Origin of the sequence: Secundilactobacillus malefermentans DSM 5705 = KCTC 3548 (assembly GCF_001436395.1) — a bacterium.
GTDB classification, from domain to species: Bacteria; Bacillota; Bacilli; order Lactobacillales; family Lactobacillaceae; genus Secundilactobacillus; species Secundilactobacillus malefermentans.
This window is the reverse complement of sequence record NZ_AZGJ01000004.1, coordinates 46,029-64,810: the sequence shown is the minus strand read 5'-3', so window position 1 is coordinate 64,810 and position 18,782 is coordinate 46,029. Positions and strand designations below refer to the sequence as shown.

The 18,782-nt window shown below is 40.1% G+C and carries 12 protein-coding genes and 1 pseudogene; all 13 read right to left on the bottom strand.

Features of this window, described 5'->3' with window-relative positions; translation table 11 throughout:
* Nucleotides 1–96: 96 nt before the first annotated feature.
* Nucleotides 97–2,556: a phosphoketolase family protein gene (locus FD44_RS01610; protein WP_010619873.1), complete on the bottom strand. Its 2,460-nt coding sequence runs from the start codon at nucleotides 2,554–2,556 to the stop codon at nucleotides 97–99.
* Nucleotides 2,557–2,819: 263 nt separating this feature from the next.
* On the bottom strand, nucleotides 2,820–3,005 hold the full coding sequence (locus tag FD44_RS01605; RefSeq protein WP_010619874.1) for a hypothetical protein: 186 nt from the start codon (nucleotides 3,003–3,005) through the stop codon (nucleotides 2,820–2,822).
* A gap of 94 nt (nucleotides 3,006–3,099) precedes the next feature.
* Nucleotides 3,100–4,272: an NADH-dependent flavin oxidoreductase gene (locus FD44_RS01600; protein ID WP_010619875.1), complete on the bottom strand. Its 1,173-nt coding sequence runs from the start codon at nucleotides 4,270–4,272 to the stop codon at nucleotides 3,100–3,102.
* Nucleotides 4,273–4,470: 198 nt separating this feature from the next.
* Nucleotides 4,471–6,452 (bottom strand): annotated as a pseudogene (gene nagE / locus FD44_RS01595) (N-acetylglucosamine-specific PTS transporter subunit IIBC).
* 525 nt (nucleotides 6,453–6,977) lie between these two features.
* Nucleotides 6,978–7,331 (bottom strand): helix-turn-helix domain-containing protein, encoded by a 354-nt coding sequence (locus FD44_RS01590; RefSeq protein WP_010619876.1) that lies wholly within the window; start codon nucleotides 7,329–7,331, stop codon nucleotides 6,978–6,980.
* 403 nt (nucleotides 7,332–7,734) lie between these two features.
* Nucleotides 7,735–9,171: a signal recognition particle protein gene (gene ffh, locus FD44_RS01585; RefSeq protein ID WP_010619877.1), complete on the bottom strand. Its 1,437-nt coding sequence runs from the start codon at nucleotides 9,169–9,171 to the stop codon at nucleotides 7,735–7,737.
* Between the two features lie 14 nt (nucleotides 9,172–9,185).
* Nucleotides 9,186–9,524: a putative DNA-binding protein gene (locus FD44_RS01580; RefSeq protein WP_010619878.1), complete on the bottom strand. Its 339-nt coding sequence runs from the start codon at nucleotides 9,522–9,524 to the stop codon at nucleotides 9,186–9,188.
* Between the two features lie 122 nt (nucleotides 9,525–9,646).
* Nucleotides 9,647–10,960 carry a signal recognition particle-docking protein FtsY gene (gene ftsY, locus FD44_RS01575; protein ID WP_010619879.1) on the bottom strand — a complete coding sequence of 438 codons (1,314 nt, stop codon included), beginning with the start codon at nucleotides 10,958–10,960 and terminating at the stop codon, nucleotides 9,647–9,649.
* A gap of 12 nt (nucleotides 10,961–10,972) precedes the next feature.
* Complete coding sequence (smc, locus tag FD44_RS01570; protein ID WP_010619880.1) at nucleotides 10,973–14,515, bottom strand: chromosome segregation protein SMC; 3,543 nt, start codon at nucleotides 14,513–14,515, stop codon at nucleotides 10,973–10,975.
* A 24-nt stretch (nucleotides 14,516–14,539) separates the two neighbouring features.
* Nucleotides 14,540–15,238, bottom strand: coding sequence for a ribonuclease III (gene rnc, locus FD44_RS01565; protein WP_010619881.1), 699 nt, complete (start codon nucleotides 15,236–15,238; stop codon nucleotides 14,540–14,542).
* A gap of 75 nt (nucleotides 15,239–15,313) precedes the next feature.
* Entirely contained in the window at nucleotides 15,314–15,553 is a 240-nt protein-coding gene (gene acpP / locus FD44_RS01560) for an acyl carrier protein (RefSeq protein ID WP_010619882.1), read from the bottom strand.
* A gap of 66 nt (nucleotides 15,554–15,619) precedes the next feature.
* Nucleotides 15,620–16,651: a phosphate acyltransferase PlsX gene (gene plsX, locus FD44_RS01555; RefSeq protein WP_010619883.1), complete on the bottom strand. Its 1,032-nt coding sequence runs from the start codon at nucleotides 16,649–16,651 to the stop codon at nucleotides 15,620–15,622.
* Nucleotides 16,652–16,666: 15 nt separating this feature from the next.
* On the bottom strand, nucleotides 16,667–18,697 hold the full coding sequence (gene recG, locus FD44_RS01550; protein ID WP_029327544.1) for an ATP-dependent DNA helicase RecG: 2,031 nt from the start codon (nucleotides 18,695–18,697) through the stop codon (nucleotides 16,667–16,669).
* Nucleotides 18,698–18,782 lie beyond the last annotated feature (85 nt).

Genomic DNA, 18,782 nt, shown 5'->3' with positions numbered 1-18,782 from the left:
GATTTGACAGAGAGCCAAAAAAGCGCCTCAATCAGAAATTCTGATTGAGACGCTTTCCTATTTTCGAATCAAACTACTTGAATCGATTACTTTAAATTACTTCTTTAAAGCAGTCCATTTCCAGTCAGTAAATTCTTCGATATCGCGACCTTCGTCACGAGTAATCTTGAAATGCTTTGCAAGAATAGCATCCATCTTCTCATCGAAGGCTTTACCATCAGCAGCGTTGACAACACCTTTAGCAACAAGGGTGTTAACAGCATCCTTAGCTTGGTTAAAGCGATCAATTTCTGAGTAGACACGCATGTCATATGCAGTAGTGATGTCACCATCTTCACGGTAACCATGTACATGGAGACCTAAGTGTTGACGTTCGTAGAACATTGATTCGATTAAGTCTTCGTAACCATGGAAGCCAAAGACAACTGGTGTTCCAGATTCGCCGAAGAACTTAGTGAATTCAGCGTCACTCAATGAACGGTCGGCATTTAATGGGCCATTCTTCTTTTGTAGACGGTTGATTTCAACAACGTTAACATAACGTAACTTAACTGCAGGGAATGCTTCGTTGACTAAGTCAATTGCAGCAAAGGCTTCGATTGTTGGTTCAACACCAGCTGATGCAAAAACGATATCTGCCTTTTCATCTTCTGAAACTGTTGAAGCCCAGTCGATAGTCTTAAGACCCTTAGTAGCTAATTCTTCAGCTTCATCAACTGAGAACCATTGTTGACGTGGTTGCTTTGAAGCAACGATGTGGTTAATCTTTTGACGTTCGCCAAATGCACGGTCAAATACAGCAAGTAATGAGTTTGCATCACCTGGTAAGTATTGACGGATAAAGTCTGACTTCTTTTCAGCCAAATGAGTTAACATACCAGGATCCTGGTGGGTGTAACCATTATGGTCTTGTTGGAAGACAGTTGAAGTTGAGATAAGGTTCAATGATGGGTAATCATTACGCCATTTCTCATCAGCAGCTTGACGAATCCACTTGAAGTGTTGAGTAATCATTGAGTCCACTACTCGAAGGAATGATTCGTATGAAGCAAAGATTCCTGTACGACCAGTAAGTGTATAAGCTTCTAGCCAGCCTTCAGCTTGGTGCTCTGATAATTGAGCATCTAAGATACGGCCTTCTGGGGCTTCGTATTGGTCATTTGGTTCTTTGATTTCTTCCATCCATTGACGGTTAGTAACCTTGAACATTTCCCAAAGACGGTTTGACATTGTTTCGTCAGGTCCGAAGAAGCGGAATGACTTAGGGTTCATGGTTGAAATCTTAGCAAGATAGCCAGAAAGAACGTTCATATCCATGTTTTGGTTAGGATCTGTTAATTCAGTTCCACGGTTGCCTGCAGTAATCTTATTTGAGAAGTCTTTCCAGTTAGGTAAGTCAAGTGTTTCAGGCTTTTCGCCACGAGCACGGCCACCATTAGCAACTGGGTTCATTGCCATACGCTTGTCACCCTTAGGTGCAAAGTCAGCAACTTCAGCCTTCAATGAGCCATCAGCATTGAATAATTCTGTTGGTTTGTATGAGTTCATCCATTCTTCAAACTCAGGTAATTCCTTGAGGTTGTTTTGTGATAAACCAAGTGGAACTTGGTGAGCACGGAATGAATTTTCGATTGGTTCGCCAGCTGGGTTGAATTGAGGACCGCCCCAACCCTTTGGTAAACGAGCAATAACAACTGGCCATGCAGCAATTTCGCCATCTTGGTAACGGCCGTTTTCACGGGCGTCCTTTTGAATAGCTTTAATGTCAGCAATAGCTTGGTCATAAATCTTAGCTGCCTTTTCGTGATAAGCCATGTAATCATGGATTTCATCATTTTCAAGGAAACGTGGTGACCAGCCAAGTCCTTCGAAGAACTTAGCAACTTCTTCATCACTCATACGTGAGAAGATTGTTGGGTTAGAAATCTTAAATCCGTTTAAGTCTAAAGTAGGTAAAACGGCACCGTCATTCTTAGGGTTCAAGAACTTGATTGAATGCCATGCAGTCATAGCTGGACCAGTTTCGGCTTCACCATCACCAACAACTGTAAATGCGATTTGGTCAGGATTGTCCAAAACGGCACCAGAAGCATGTGATAATGAGTAACCTAACTCGCCACCTTCATGAAGTGAGCCAGGAGTTTGGGCAGTCATATGTGATCCAATTCCACCTGGGAATGAGAATCGCTTGTAAAGACGTGACATACCTTCAAGATCTTGAGTAATTTCAGGATAATCTTCAGTATATGAACCATCCAAGTAGGCGTTTGTAACCATAACTTGGCCACCGTGACCTGGGCCACCAATGTAGAACATGTTTAAACCGTACTTGTTGATTAAACGGTTAGCATGAGCATATAAGAATGTTTGGCCTGAGATAGTACCCCAGTGACCAATTGGTTTAACTTTAATGTCGTCTGCCTTAAGAGGTGTGTTTGTAACTGAGAACAATGGATTGCTCTTCAGAAAAATCATACCACCTGAAAGGTAGGTACTTGCACGCCACCAAGCGTCAACTTTTTCCAAATATTGTTTGGAATCGTAATCTACTGCCATGAATTATACTCTCCTTCATTAACTGAATTGCTACTCGAAGTAGCCTAAGTAACGATACCGTAAATTCAATTACTTTTCAATTTACAATCACTATAATACGTGGATTTTTGAAAAAGTCAACCTATTTGTCAATTGGACCGACCCAAATTTGTGAAAAACAACAAACGGTTGACCAAGTTGTATCTGCAAAATTCAGTCATTCTGCTTAATTCAAATAAATAAGCCAAGCTTTTCCATAAAGGATGCAAGCTTGGCTCAATAATCTATCTAATTTTACGATTCATCTGTTCGTACGTGATTGTAAAAGTTGAATCGTCATCATCCGCTAATTGAACCTGCCAGTCGCTTTCCTTATCAGTGACGGTCGAATCAACTTTTTTGATGCAGGAAATTAAATCTTCGTTAATATAATAGACGTCGTTCTCAATCGTTTTAATTTTTTTAAGCATTTAGTTTCCTCCTGAATTATTTTTTCTACATTAAGTCTAGCAAATTCAGGAGTTGACTGACTATTTATCTGCCTATGATGAAGTGTTTACTTCACTAAACGCCGCCTTCAACGCCACCCATTTTCTTATCAAATTCATCCTTGCTTTGACTTGAACCAACAATGTGCAGATCAGCATTTAGTAATCCCAGAAAATCTTGGAACGCCAAATTGATACCTAATTCCTCAAAATCAGATTCTGCAACTGTATATCGAATGGCAGCCTCCTGCCCAGCAATTACCTTTTGAACCCATTGTGGCTCTCTTAAACTTTCACGACCAATGGCAACGAAGTCAACGCCAGCATTCATCAGCTTTTCAGCATCATCTGGTGTTTCAACCAAGCCAACCGAAATAAGCGGTAAGCGACCGTTTAGCTGTTGCAACACTTTCTTAACAATTGGTTCGCTGTCGGATTTGTCATTTAGCGAGGTCCGCCATGCGTAACCCATTGATAAATGCAAATAATTAATCGGTTGCTTAGCCAGGACATCAATAAATTTCAGTGTATCAGCCAATCGAATTCCTGGTTCTTCAATTTCTTCTGGAGAGATTCGGTAACCAATCGTAAATGGCTGAGTTGCATATTTTTCAGCAGCTTTTTGAACTGTCTTAATAATCTCCAATGCAAAATTCATTCGTTTCTCTACCGAACCACCCCACTTGTCAGTTCGACGGTTAGAATGTGGTGAAAAGAATTGTTGCATCAAATAGGTGTTAGCTCCGTGTAATTCAATTCCGTCAAAGCCAGCTTGAATCGCACGGCGAGTTGCCTCCCCAAACGCCGCAATAATGTGCTCAATCTCAGCTTCTGAAAGCTCCTTTGGCGTTTCTGCATTGGGTCTCAATGCGGCAACTGCACTGGCACTTACCGTTGCATTTCCCCTCAGAATCTTCGAGTTCGACATCCGACCAGCGTGAAAAATTTGAAGGATTGCCTTTGTACCATTGTGCTTTAATGTTTCTGCTAATTTTATCAAACCGGGTAAGAACTTGTCGTCCGCAATTGAAAGTTCACCTTCAAATCCCTTACCATTCTCGGTCACATTGGCAACTGGTGCAATAAACATACCAGCGCCCCCAGTATGCAAGCGGAAATAGGCTAATTCATCATTTGAAATTGCGCCATTTTCAAGACTAGATGCCTCCGTCATTGGTGGAATAACAATTCGATTCTTGATTGTCATCCCATTTTCAAATGTATAAGGTTTCAAAAATTGATAGCTCATTATTAGTTGCTCCTTTATTCTTAAATTTGATTACATTCACACCTTAGTACAAAGATATAAACGAGGGAAGTACGCACTTTAAAGTACCCATATAAAAATTCAGTAGATAACAAAGAAGTGACAAACACTCTATCCCGAATGTTTGTCACTTCTTCATATCAAGATTAACATCACTGTTTCAATCTTAGATATCTCTATTTATTTGGTAGTCGTCGTTAAAATTAACGAGCTTGATGTTACCTTTTCACTCAACGGTTTGAACTTCATGATGCCAACCGCATCCATATTCGTGACAATCACGATCATCGCCGTTTTTTTGCCAGCCGTACGAATGGCATTTAAATCAACCTGAGCAATCGGATCACCATGGGTAACCTTTTGGCCATCGCTGACCTTAATATCAAATGGTGCACCTTTCAGCTCAACTGTATCTAAGCCCATGTGTAGCAGTACTTCCAGCCCAGCGTCAGTCTTAAAACCAACTGCATGCTTAGTTGGGAAAACTGTGGTAACCATGCCATCAACTGGTGCAGTGATGGTCCCGTTTGTTGGTTCGATGGCAAATCCATCGCCAATCATTTTTTCAGCAAAGGTTTTGTCTGGAAGATCTTCTAAATCGACATAATCACCGTCTGCAACACTGTAGAAGTTTTCGGTAACGCCACTGTTTGTTTCTGCAGCCTTTACGGGAGCAGTTGCAGCCTGTGTTTCAGAATCGGTCTTCGTAATTGGTGCCTTCGTTTTATTCAGTTTTGCTAGGGCATCAGCAACAAATTGAACCTCTGTGCCAATGACAATTTGTAAATTATGTTTATCAAGTTTATTTAAACCAGGTGCGCCACTACGCTTAATCGCGTTTTGATTAATTGCATCTGTGTCTTCTAGTTGTAATCGTAACCGAGTCGTACAATTATCGACTACCTTAATATTATCCGCACCGCCAATGGCTGCGTAGATTTTCTTAGCTTCGGTCACATACTTGTCATCACCGTCATCGGTGGCAACACTTTCTTCGGCGTCGTCATCATCGGTAATTTCTTCACGACCTGGCGTCATTAAATTAAATTTCTTAATCGCAAAATTAAAGCCAAAGTAATAAATCGCAGCCATGACCAATCCTTGTAGGATCAGCATGTATGGCGCATTAGCAATTGGATTTTTAAAGCTTAGTACAAAGTCTACTAAACCGGCGGAGAAAGCGAATCCAGCGGTCCAGTGCATGAAAGCTGCGAAGGCTAAGGATAAACCAGTAAATAAGCATGAATAACGTATAATGGCCACGCAACAAACATGAATGAAAATTCTAGTGGTTCAGTCACTCCGGTAAAGAATGAAGCAAAGGCGCCGGCTAGCATTAAAGAGCCAACTTCCTTTTTACGTTCTGGTCGCGCGTTCTTATAAATGGCAAACGCACCAGCTGGTAGGCCGAACATCATTACTGGGAAGAATCCTGCTTGATACATTCCAGTAACCCCTTTGACGCCTTGGGAAGATAGGAACTTGCCGATATCATTAATTCCAGCAACATTAAACCAGAAAACTGAATTTAATGCTTGGTGCAGCCCAGTTGGAATCAATAATCGGTTAAAGAACCCGTACACACCAGCACCAACTGCCCCCAAGTTAACAATTGACTCACCAAAGCTAACTAATACAGAATAAACTGCTGGCCAAATAACAAATAGAACAGCACTGACAATCATCATGACAAATGCTGCCATGATTGGGACAAATCGTTTTCCACTAAAGAATGATAACGCCATTGGTAGTTTGATTTCATGGAAACGGTTATATAGCGCAGCCGCTATCAAACCAGCCATAATACCAATAAAGACGTTTGAAATCTGGGCAAACGCTGGATCTACTGCAGTCAATTTCACGTCGGTCCAAGCGGCAATGTTTTCTGGCTTTAAGACGTTGACTGGTATTTCAAAGGCGACAAGTCCCGCAAAGGCCGCGGTACCATCTTTGTCCTTCGCCATCCCCAATGCGACACCAACGGCAAATAGAATTGGCAATTGATTCAGGACTGCTAGACCACCTTGTAGTAGGAAATTTGCAATTGAATTGGTTCCAAATGATAACCAGTAGTTTGCAATACCAACTAGCAACGCAGCGGCAGGTAATACTGCAACGGGTAGCTGCAATGAGCGACCCAATCTTTGTAAGTAATCTTTCACTTTAACTCCTCCTCAAATTAGTACATCACAAAGCTTATCATGAAATGTAAGCGGTTTCAACGAGTAAAAATTGGTCTATCAATTCTTTTTTATATTGGTATATACCTGAATTTTAGTACGCCGTCTTTTTAGGCAAGCTAAAATCACTCACTCGTCTACGCCGCATTGTCCGTTGAAATAAATATTGGTTCTTTTTAGATTGTTAACCACGCCAAGATTTGTACAGGCAAAAAAATAGGTAATTTCATTTGAGAAACTACTTATTTGTCATCTCATTTTTATTCTTTTGTTAAAGCAGTCAAACTGGTCACAATATAATCATCGAGTGCTTCTAGCCATCCAATAAATCTGCCAACATCTACCGGCTCAACCATCAACATCTAGATTTGCGTAACAAATGTATACCAATCTGTTTCTATTCTATCAAAATAGTCAACTCTTCGCGAAATATTTTGACAGTTTTGCTGATAATAGCCGTTCAAACTAAAAAAACACCATCATCTCTGACAGTGATCCTTGATCAACCTATTTTGTCGAATTAATGATTGTCGGGATGAGCCATGTTAACCAACCGCCAATTCCGAAAACTAATATAAAAACAATCCAGTAATAACGCGTGATAAATTCCCAAAAGTTCATATGGCCCGTTTCTTTTTTGATGCTAATCTTTTTCTGCAGGTCACCATCGCCCTTAATCAAACTATCCAGACTTACATTAAACAACTCGCTCAGTTGAATTAACCGGTCAATGTCAGGATATGCGGTCGCCAATTCCCACTTTGAAATGGCTTGTGAGCTTACATTAATTTTTTCTGCCAAATCATCTTGTGTCCAATTCTGATTTTCACGCTCTTCTTTAATACGTTGTCCCAGCATCATCGTTAACACATCCTCTCTACACCCTAATTCTATTATATTAAGCGCTTTCAGTCACGATATATGCTGTTACAATTTCGCAACTACCAGTAGCATCAGGATAATAAAGTCAGACATAGAAAAAGCCGAAATCCAACTATTGGATTCGACCTTTTATTAATATTTTTGATCAGGATTTTGTTGCTAGTTCTTCAATTAATGCGTCAACTAATTTAATACGACTTGGTGCCCTGACTTATTCCTCCCTACTAAGAGCCTAATCAAATTTAACCTTGTTCCTATTATACTTAATTAGTCGGTTGAACTAGTCGCTAAAATAACCGTTATCGTGAAATTCCCCACAAAAAAACGATCCTAGGCTAATCCCCAGAATCGTTTGCTTTAACATCCTAAATAATTACATGTATTATTTACGACGCTTATTCTTTTTAATTCTCTTTTTCTTATTTTTCTTCATTCGACGAGCCATCGTGTTCATTGCCATTTTGCCCATTCGACCGCCTGGCATACTACCACCCATCAGGCCTTCCATGCCAGACATATTACCGTTAGATGCCTGTTGCATCATCTTTTTCATTTCACCAAACTGTTTAATCATACGGTTTACTTCGTGAATTGGCCGCCCTGATCCAGCAGCAATTCGACGACGGCGAGAAGGATTTAATATTTCGGGCCTCTCACGCTCAGCGGTAGTCATTGAATAAACAACCGCCTTTGTATGCTCAATGTCCTTAGGATCCATCTGAACGTTCTTCAATGCAGGATTATTTGCCATTCCAGGAATCATCTTAATCAGATCTTCCATTGGTCCCATGCTTTGAATCTGCGTCATCTGGTCAAGAAAATCATTGAAGTCAAACGTGTTTTCACGCATTTTTTCGGTTAATTCCTGCGCTTGCTTATCGTCAAACTTTTTCTGCGTTTTCTCAATCAGAGAAAGCATGTCGCCCATTCCTAGAATTCGAGAAGCCATTCGATCGGGATGGAAGACGTCTAAATCAGCCATCTTTTCGCCTTGGCCGACAAATTTAATTGGCTTGCCAGTTGCTGCACGAATAGAAAGGGCCGCACCACCACGTGTATCGCCATCTAACTTCGTTAAAACAACACCCGTAATATCAAGTTTCTTATCAAATCCTTCAGCTGTTGCAACGGCATTTTGACCAGTCATTGCATCAATCACAAGCAAGATTTCATCAGGATGTGCCAATTCTTTAATATCTGAAAGTTCCTGCATCAGTTGTTCATCAATTTGTAATCGACCAGCTGTATCAATAAAGACGTAATCATTGTGATCTTCGGCAGCTTTTTCAAGCCCTTTTCGTACAATTTCAACTGGATTAACATCAGTTCCCATTTCAAAAACGGGCACATCAATTTGTTCACCCACTTGCACCAACTGATCAATGGCAGCTGGTCGGTAAATATCGGCGGCAATCATCAATGGTCGCGCTTTCTCATCAGTTTTTAGCTTGTTTGCTAATTTCCCAACGGTAGTCGTTTTACCGGCACCTTGAAGACCTGACATCATGATAATCGTCGGAATTTTATCGGACTTATTAAGTGGGACGGCTTCCTCACCCATCGTCTTCGTCAATTCTTCATCGACAATTTTGACGATTTGTTGAGCCGGGTTCAGACCCTCTAAGACTTTAGTTCCAGAAGCACGGTCTCGAACTGTTTTAACGAAATTTTTCACCACGTCAAAATTAACGTCGGCCTCTAACAGAGCGAGTCGAATTTCACGCATTGTTTCTCGTAAATCAGCATCGGTTACTTTTCCTTTTCCCCGAATCTTCTTCATTGCATTTTGTAATCGTTCAGTTAAACCTTCAAATGCCATTATTACACCTATCCTTATTCTTCCAATGTTTCAAGATGATTGACTAATTCAGTTAGCGTTTTATCATCTGAATAATTTTCTTTTACATAACTTTGTATTCGATCTGCCTGATCATTTCGTGCATGATAAGCCTTTAGTAAGTGTAGCTTTGCCTCATACTCTTCTAGAATTTTTTCAGTCCGGCGAATATTGTCATAAACGGCTTGACGACTAATTTCGAATTCCTCAGCTATTTCGCCAAGTGAAAAGTCATCCGCATAATACAGTTGCATGTATTCATCCTGCTTTTTGGTTAGTAACGGTTGATAAAATGCTAACAACGAATTGATTCGATTATTTTTTTCAATTTCCAACCGCTATTCCTCCAATTTAATCCTAGACACCTTCTAAGATTACCGATTTTTAGCGTTCTAGTCAACTATCCGATTTTAAAAATAAAGCCAGTGTAGTTTACCTACACTGACTTTATCAGAATTTATGCTTCAATTAACCCTTTAAATAAACCGTAAACAAAATCTTGCGGCTTAAATGGCCGTAAATCATCCACTTGTTCGCCTAACCCAACGAACTTAACTGGCAAGTGAAGTTCATTTCGAATTGGGAGAACAATCCCACCTCGAGCAGTCCCATCCAGTTTAGTTAAGATAATGCCGGTGACATCAGTCGATTCTTTAAATAACTTTGCCTGGTTCAAAGCGTTTTGTCCCGTAGTTGCATCTAGAACCAGTAAAACCTCATGTGGTGCTTCTGGAATTTCCCGAGTAATAATTTTTTTCATTTTCGATAGTTCATTCATTAGGTTGACTTTATTTTGTAGTCGACCCGCTGTATCAACGAAGAGCACATCATAATTATCCGCTTTTGCCTTTTTAACACCATCAAAAACAACGGCAGCGGGATCGCCCCCCTCCTTGTGCTTAACAATGTCAACGCCGTCACGAACTGCCCACTCGTTCAATTGTTGAATTGCACCAGCTCTAAAGGTATCAGCTGCAGCAAGGAGCACTTTTTTACCTTGTTTCTTATACATAGCAGCCATTTTACCGATAGTCGTTGTTTTACCAACTCCATTTACCCCAACGAATAAAATTATAGTTGGTCCCTCAGGCGCAAATTCAATTTGATTGTTCTCGTTTTTTCCAGCTTCTTCGTAAATATCAACTAATTTCTCAATCACAACATTTTGAACATCTTGAGGGCGTTTCGCATTTTGAATCTTAACTTCTTCCCTCAAAGAGTCACTAATCTTCATTGCGGTTTCAAATCCAACGTCAGATTCGATGAGCGCTTCTTCCAAATCATCAAAAAAAGCTTCATCTACGTGGCGGAAGTTTGCAAGTAATCGGTTAAGGCGACTTCCAAACGTCGAACGCGATTTTTCTAAACCACGATCATACCGAGCTTCTTCATCAGTATCAGTTGTTTCATCAGCCTGTGATTCTGCTTTATCTTCCGTATTAGCTGGTTCAGTAACCGGCTCGTCATCCTCGCTCGTTTCTTCGGGAGTCGGTTCAGAGACCGGTTGGTCAACATGTGAAGGTTCTCCATCATCAGTATCTGATTCTGAAGCTGGTTCCGGTTTTTCAATACTCTCAGTTGATTCTTGATTGTCGTCAGTTTTTGATTCTTCAACCTCAGGAGACGTTTCTTTGTTTATCGTCTTTTCACTTTCATCAACAGTCGCTTGCGTAGATTCAACATTTACCTGCGCTGGTTCGTCACTTTTAGGTTCAGACTTTGGTTCATCTTTATGAGTTGATTTTTTCTTTAAGAAATCAAATAATCCCATTATTACTCTCCTTTAGCTAACAAGTTCATCTAAATTGACCGACACCATCTTAGAAACGCCTGACTCTTGCATCGTAACGCCATATAGAATGTCTGCATAAATCATCGTTTCTTTTCTGTGGGTAATCACAATAAATTGCGTCTCCCCGTTAAAGTTACTCAGGTAGTCGGCAAACCGCTCAACATTGGCTGGATCCAATGCCGCCTCTGCTTCATCCAAGATACAAAATGGAATTGGTCTAACATTTAGTATAGCAAACAATAGGGTGATTGCCGTTAACGAGCGTTCTCCACCGGAAAGCAGTCGCATATTTTGAAACTTCTTTCCAGGTGGTTGCGCCATAATATCAATGCCAGAAGTTAATAGGTGATCAGGCTCAGTTAAAATGAGCTTGGCCTTCCCGCCACCAAACATCTGAACAAAGGTTTTTTCAAATTGTGCCGCAACTTCATCAAAGCTTTTCTTAAACCGTTTTTGAACTTCAACATCCATTTTGTCCATGGTTGATAAAAGCTGCTGCTTCGACGCCAAAAGGTCATCTTGCTGCTTGATTAAAAAGTCATGTCGCTCTTTGACCCGTTTGTATTCCTCAATCGCACCAACATTGACCTCTCCAATTTCATCTAAGCCTCGTTTTAAAAGCTTCAGTTGGGCCATTACGGTCTCAATCGGTTCATCAGCGACTTGATTACGAATATCAGCATAACTGACATGGTAGGTCTCCGCCAATTTGTCCATTTGCTGATTGCTGACCATGTCTAACCTAGCCAGTTTTGTTTCAATTTTTTGGACCTCATCAGTCGATAATTGCGTTAATTGTTGGCGCTTTTCAAGTTCCGTATTCTGGGCAATTAATTCTAATTTCACTGTGTTAAGAGTTCGTTGACCATCGTCCAAATAGGCTTGAATTTCCATTTTTTGAGTTGCAGCCCGTTTAATAGCTAGCTCAATTTTACTAACTTCATCCTGATTAGTGCCGTCTTCCAATTGCTGAAGTTCGGTTTTTAAAAGCTTTGAATTTTTAATTGCATCCGCTAACTGATTACGTTCAGTGTCCCCAGTACGCTGCAACTGCTGATACTTTTCGTTAGCAATTGCGTATTCCTCATGTGCCGCCTGAAAATCATTGGTAACCTTATCGCTCAATGTCCGTTTCTCAGCTAATTGCGTTTTAAATTCAGTCATTTCCTGCTGGTTTTTACTTAGATTCAACTCAATTTGATCTAGTGCATGCTGATTTTTCTCAAGTTGTTCCTTTGTCGTTAAACTAGCGGATTGCTGTTCTTTTTCAAACGCATATGCCTTGGTTTGCCTATCTTGTTCATTGAGTCGCGATTCAAGCAATGCTTTTTGTGATACCAGATCCCGTTTGGAATTTTGAGTTTCATTATAATCTTTTTCCAGAAGGTCTAAGGACTTTTGTCCCTCATCTTGCTTGGCCTTTAATTCTTTTAAGTAATTTTCCTGCTCAGTTAATTTGGTGGACATCTGCTGGACACTGCTCTCGAGATCCGTCAGTTCCTGATTTTGTTCTAAAATTCCGGCCCGTTGTTTTCGATTTTGACCACCCGTAATCGACCCATTGGCGCTTAAAATATCCCCCGTTAAGGTCACAATTCGATTTTTGTAATGAATTTGCTTGGCTATAACGGTTGCGTGTGCCAACGTATCACAAATAATGGTTGTGCCTAACAAATGGTCAATGACTGTTTGATATCGAGGCTTAACACTAATTAACTGACTGGCAATTCCAATGAATCCACTCATGCTCTTTAATTGCGTTAATGTGCCTGTTGAAATTTGATAAGTTTTGATTGTCGTTAGGGGTAGAAACGTTGCTCGACCTAAATGATTTTTACTTAAATAGCTAATGATTCTTTGAGCGGCGCCGTCATCTTCAACTATGATTTGTTGGACTTGATTTCCCAAAGCAAACTCAACCGCAGTCGTGTATTGTTTATCAACCTTCAAGATTTCCGAGACGGGTCCAATTAATCCTGAAAATTTCTTCCGATTTTGTAAGACGCTTCTGACCCCTTGGTAAAATCCCGAGTACTCATTGGAAACCGTTCTCAAACTATTTAACTTGGCTTGAGCCTTTTGGTAAATCTCAAGTGCTGCAAGCCACTTATTTTGCAGATCGTTCCCCTTTTGATTGCTCGTTGAAATTGATGTACCCAATGAGTCTCGTTTTGTTTGCAACTCGGTCAATTTTTGACTGACTTGCTGTACTTTATCCTCAAGTCCTTTTAACTCTCCTTGGAGATCACGCATCAATTTTGTTGAGGTCGTTAAATTTTCATCAATTCGTTTTAATCGCTGGTCGGCCGTTTGCTGATTTTTAGTCAGATACTGTTGATCATTATGTAAACCTGCCCTTTGCTGCATCAAATCCACGTATTCGTTTCGTTTGTTTTCAATTTGCTTTTCCAAGTTCTGAATTTGCTTCTCAAAACTTGCTTTATCTGAGTTCTGTAAGTCAGACTTCATGTCATTAAGACGTTGCTTTTGAGTCAACAGATCCTTTTCAGTAATCGCAATTTCTTGCTTGAGTCCTGTCAGCTTAATGGTCTGTTCTTGAATTTGATCTTTTAATTTTGTTTTAGATTCCAAAAGATGTGAACTTCGCTCTTTTGAAATTTCCTTTTTCCCAACTAAACTTTCATATTCGCTTGTTGCATTGACCAGATCATCTTGGAGCTGGTCTTTTGTTTTAAGCAGCTTTGATTCTTTTCGAGATAATTCACTAATTGAATTTTTTGATTCAGCTACCTGAACAGAAATTTGCTTAAGGGTCTGCTTCGCCTGATTTTGCTGCTCAGTTAAAGTCGTCTTTTTTGATTCTGATTGATTAATCTCGAAAGCCAAACGTTCTTGATCGTATTTTTCATAGCGTTTCTGTTGATCTAAATAGTCCGTGGCTAGACTACTTTGTTCCTCTAAAGGTTTAATCTGGGAATTTAGTTCATTCAAAATATCATTAATTCTGTCCAAGTATTCGTCAGTATCTTGAAGTTCACGTTCTGCTTTTTGCTTATGCTTCTTGTATTTAAAAACACCAGCTACTTCCTCAATGATGACCCGACGATCTTCAGGTTTGCTGTTAAATATTGATTCAACCCGACCTTGAGAAATAATTGAAAATGAATCGCCACCCAAGCCAGAATCCATGAATAATTCTAAAACGTCCTTTAAGCGACAGGACTGTTCATTAATCAAGTATTCACTTTCACCTGTTCGGAATAGTTTTCTAGTAACGGTTAGTTCAGAAAAATCGCTATTCAAATAGTGATCAGAATTATCAAAAGTAATCCTTACCTGTGCCCGGTTTAATGGTTTTCTATCTGCAGAACCAGCAAAAATAACTTCCGGCATCTTATTTCCTCGTAAGCTTTTAGCTGACTGCTCACCAAGAACCCAACGAATGGCTTCACTAATGTTACTTTTGCCACTTCCGTTGGGTCCAACAATCCCGGTCATCCCTGGTAGAAATTCAATTTTAGTAAAATCAGCAAATGATTTGAATCCGCTTATTTCCAAGGACTTTAATTTCATTTTCCTGGCCCCTATCTAAAAATCTTACATTTTCCGTTTTAATTGATCCAATGCCACTTTGGCAGCTCGCTGCTCAGCATGTTTCTTGGAATGGGCTTCTCCTACTCCTAATTCCACTTTGTTCACTAGAACCGCAACTTTGAAAACGCGATCGTTCTCGGGTCCATTTTCGTCAAGTAACTGATAATCAATGCTGACGGGGCCGTTCTTTTGAACCATTTCTTGTAGCTCTGTTTTATGATCAAAATAGTCATCAAATCGGCCTTCATCCAGCTTAGGATAAATGACTTGTTCCGCAAAGGTGATGACCTTTTTAATTCCTTGGTCCATATAAACTGCTCCGACAAAGGATTCAAAAATATCACATAGCAATGAATCTCGCTCGCGCGCATTTGCCAATTCTTCTCCCTTACCTAGGCGAATATAATCATTGAAATGACATTCTCGCGCAAAACTGGCAAAGCTTTCTTCATTGACCATTGCTGCTCTAAGACGCGTTAGTCGTCCTTGGGGTAGCTGTGGATAACGTTTGAAAATATATTCAGAAACCACAAACTGCATAACGGCATCCCCTAAAAACTCAATCCGTTCATAAAATTTTAAATTTTGATTGGGATGCTCATTTACATACGATGCCTGAGTTAATGCTTCATCCAACAATGACTCATCTTTGAATACGATATTGAAATTTTCAGCAAGTGCTTTGTCAACTTTACTATCCACGCTTAAACCTCTTCCTTTATTTATAACAAAAAACGATTACTCTCATTGTTAGTAATCGCTCCAAATTTACGGTCCTTAATTGTTGTTCGCGATGTAATCAACGACTTCACCAATTGTATTTAAGTTCTCGGCGTCCTCATCTGATATTTCCGCATTAAACGTGTCCTCTAATTCTAGAACGAATTCAACGAAATCAATTGAATCAGCGTCTAAATCTTTTTTGAAATTCAATTGTTCAGTGATGGTACTTTGTTCGACTTCAAAACGATCCGCAATAATAGCGGCAATTTTATTGAAAATTTCTTCTCTTGACATTATTCATCCCTCATTCAACTTAATTCATAAATAGTCTAACATAAGTTAATCCTTTGTGATACCGCCTTAAGCGTTCTCTTCTTCATTTGCTGCCTTTTTTGCTTGGTCATCGAAGTAGGAAATGACGTTTTGAACACTTTGCGTATCGATCATGGATTTAATTTGCGAAATCGTATTAACAACCGTTTCCGCCTTACTTGAACCATGTGTTTTAACAACGGGCGCTTTAACACCTAATAACACTGCTCCGCCATATTTTGAGTAGTCCATTTGGTTTCTAACTTCATTAAAGGTTCCTTTTAGCATGGCTGCGCCAAGTTTGCCACCAACGCCACCGCTCATAATAGAGCCTTTAATCATCTTGAACATGGACAAGGCGGTTCCTTCAACAGTTTTCAAAACGGCATTGCCGGTAAATCCATCGGTAACAACAACGTCAGCTACACCGTTGAGCAATTCCCTAGATTCAACATTTCCAATAAAGTTAATATTTTCTGTTTCTAATAATAGATCATGAACTTCACGATGGACCTTATCGCCCTTATCAGCCTCGGTTCCATTATTCAGCAAACCGATTCTTGGATTGGTAATATTCATCACAGATTCAGCGTAATACTTACCCATTACGGCATATTGAACCAAATTAGCAGGCTTAGAGTCCGCATTTGCTCCGATATCAAGCATGACGAAACTATCCTGATCCTTTTTAGTAATAACCGGCAGTGTCGTTGTTAGTCCAGGTCTGTCAATTCCCTTAATCCGACCAATAATTAAAAGCCCTGCAGCCAAGACGGCACCTGTATTTCCTGCTGAAAAGAAAGCATCTGCTTTTCCTTCTTTAACGGCCTGTGCTGCCAAAACAATACTTGACTGTTTCTTGCGACGAATGGCACGAACGGGTTCATCTCCCATTTCAATGACTTCATCAGCTTGAACAATCGTAATATGCGAATTGTCTTTTAAAAATGGTGTGATTTTGTCAGTCTGACCAAATAGTAAAAATTCAATATCTGAATGTTGATCTCGCGCTAACTCAACACCTTTTACGATTTCCTCTGGGGCGTAGTCGCCACCCATTGCATCAATTGCAAGTTTCATCATTCAATCTCCCCTTTAATCAAAGGCCATGTGCCCTTTCCAGTTTTCATTCAAATAATTGCCAAGCACCTGGTTATCAGGTTCACGCTCCCAATTTTCATCATCGGTAATTTCATTAGCCTCTTCTTGCGCAATTGATAACATTTTCAAATCGGCTACTGGATCGCCCACGTTAAATTCAGGTAATCCGGATTGCTTGTTTCCAAGGATATCACCCGATCCTCGAAGTTCTAAGTCACGTTGTGAAAGGACAAAGCCATCATTCGTTTTCGTCATAACTTCCATTCGCTCGATTGCTTGTTGATTCTTGGGATCAGCAATTAACAAACAGTATGAAGCAAGATTTGAACGACCAACACGACCTCGTAACTGATGTAATTGAGCTAATCCAAAGTGATCGGCATCGTAGATCATCATTACGGTAGCATTTGGCACATCCACACCAACTTCAATGACGGTGGTTGCCACTAGTACCTGAAATTCGTTTGCTTTAAATGCGCGCATAACGTCTTCTTTTTCATTGCTCTTCATTCTACCATTAAGTAACCCAACCTTATACGCTGGTTCAAAATCAGTCCTTAACCGGTCGTAAATGGCTTGGGCATTTCGCATATCCATGACTTCAGATTCTTCAATTAAGGGTGTCACCACATATATTTGGCGGCCCAAAGTTAATTGGTCTCGAACGAAGCGTAGTGCTTTATCGGTTTCATTACTCCGCAACCAAGTTGTCTTAATCTTTTTCCGACCCGCTGGTAATTCATCAATGACCGAAATATCCATTTCACCATAACTTGTAATCTGGAGCGTTCTAGGAATCGGAGTCGCCGTCATCGCCAATACATTAGGGCGCTCGCCTTTTTCTCTCAATATTTGTCTTTGATGCACACCAAACCGGTGTTGTTCGTCAATGATGACCAGTCCCAGTTTATGGTACTGAACCTCATCTTGGATTAGCGCATGTGTCCCAATAATTAGGTTAACTTCACCATTTTTTATTCTGGGTAAAATCTGCTTTCGTACGGCAACCTTTGTAGAACCGGTTAATAGCACGATGTTTACTGGGAAGTCCTTAAACGTTTTTTGCAAATTTTCAGCATGTTGTTCAGCCAAAATTTCCGTTGGTGCCATTAGTGCCGTTTGGTACCCCGCCGTGATGGTGGCGTACACAGCTAGTGCAGCTACAATCGTTTTGCCACTCCCAACATCTCCTTGTAAAAGGCGGTTCATATGGGTTGGTCGCTTTAAATCCACACATATTTCATTCACGACCCGCTTTTGAGCATCGGTCAATTCAAACGGTAAACTCGCAATTAAGTCAGTAAGTTCAGAAATTTTATAATCAATTGAAAGTCCATCTTCGAGTCGATCTGCCTGCTTAACAAGCTGAAGTCGCATTTGAAAAATAAAAAATTCTTCAAACTTTGCTGTCCTTCTCGCTAATTTTGCTGCATATTGGCCATCGGGAAAATGCATGTCATGAATCATTAGTTTACGATCCATCAGCTTGTACCGTTGTCGAATTGCACTAGGAATAATTGTTTGAATTTCATTTTGATACTTATCCCAAGCCACTTCAATCAGATTTCTAATAGTTGACTGCCGAATTGATTTGGAAGCTGGATAAATGGAATCCATCCCCTCCGCTGCTTTAATAATCTTCATACCACTTAGCGTTTTTTTGTTACCATCAAATCGGCCGTAAACGGCAATTTCTTCGCCAACAACCACTTGCTTATCTAGCCAAGGTTGGTTAAAAAAAGTCACCGGAACGACATCATTTTTAATTAATAGGCGAAAAACAAGGCGATTTCTGTGGCGACCAAAGTATGAAACAACCGGTTCAGAGGCAACCGTTCCACTTAAAGTCACTTTTTCATCATTTTGAATTTCGGCAAGCTCTTTGCTTTTAAGGTCATCATATCGGTATGGAAAATAGGTCAATAAATCTTCAATTGTACTGATTCCTAAATCTTGCAGTGCTTCAAGACGTTTAGGCCCTACACTCGGCAAAACTTGTACTGAATCACTTAATGCCATCTCCATACCTCCTCATCAAATTAAAATGAAATGACCAATACTTCCGAATTATTCGGAAAAGTAATAGCCATTTAATTATACCGTATTTTTA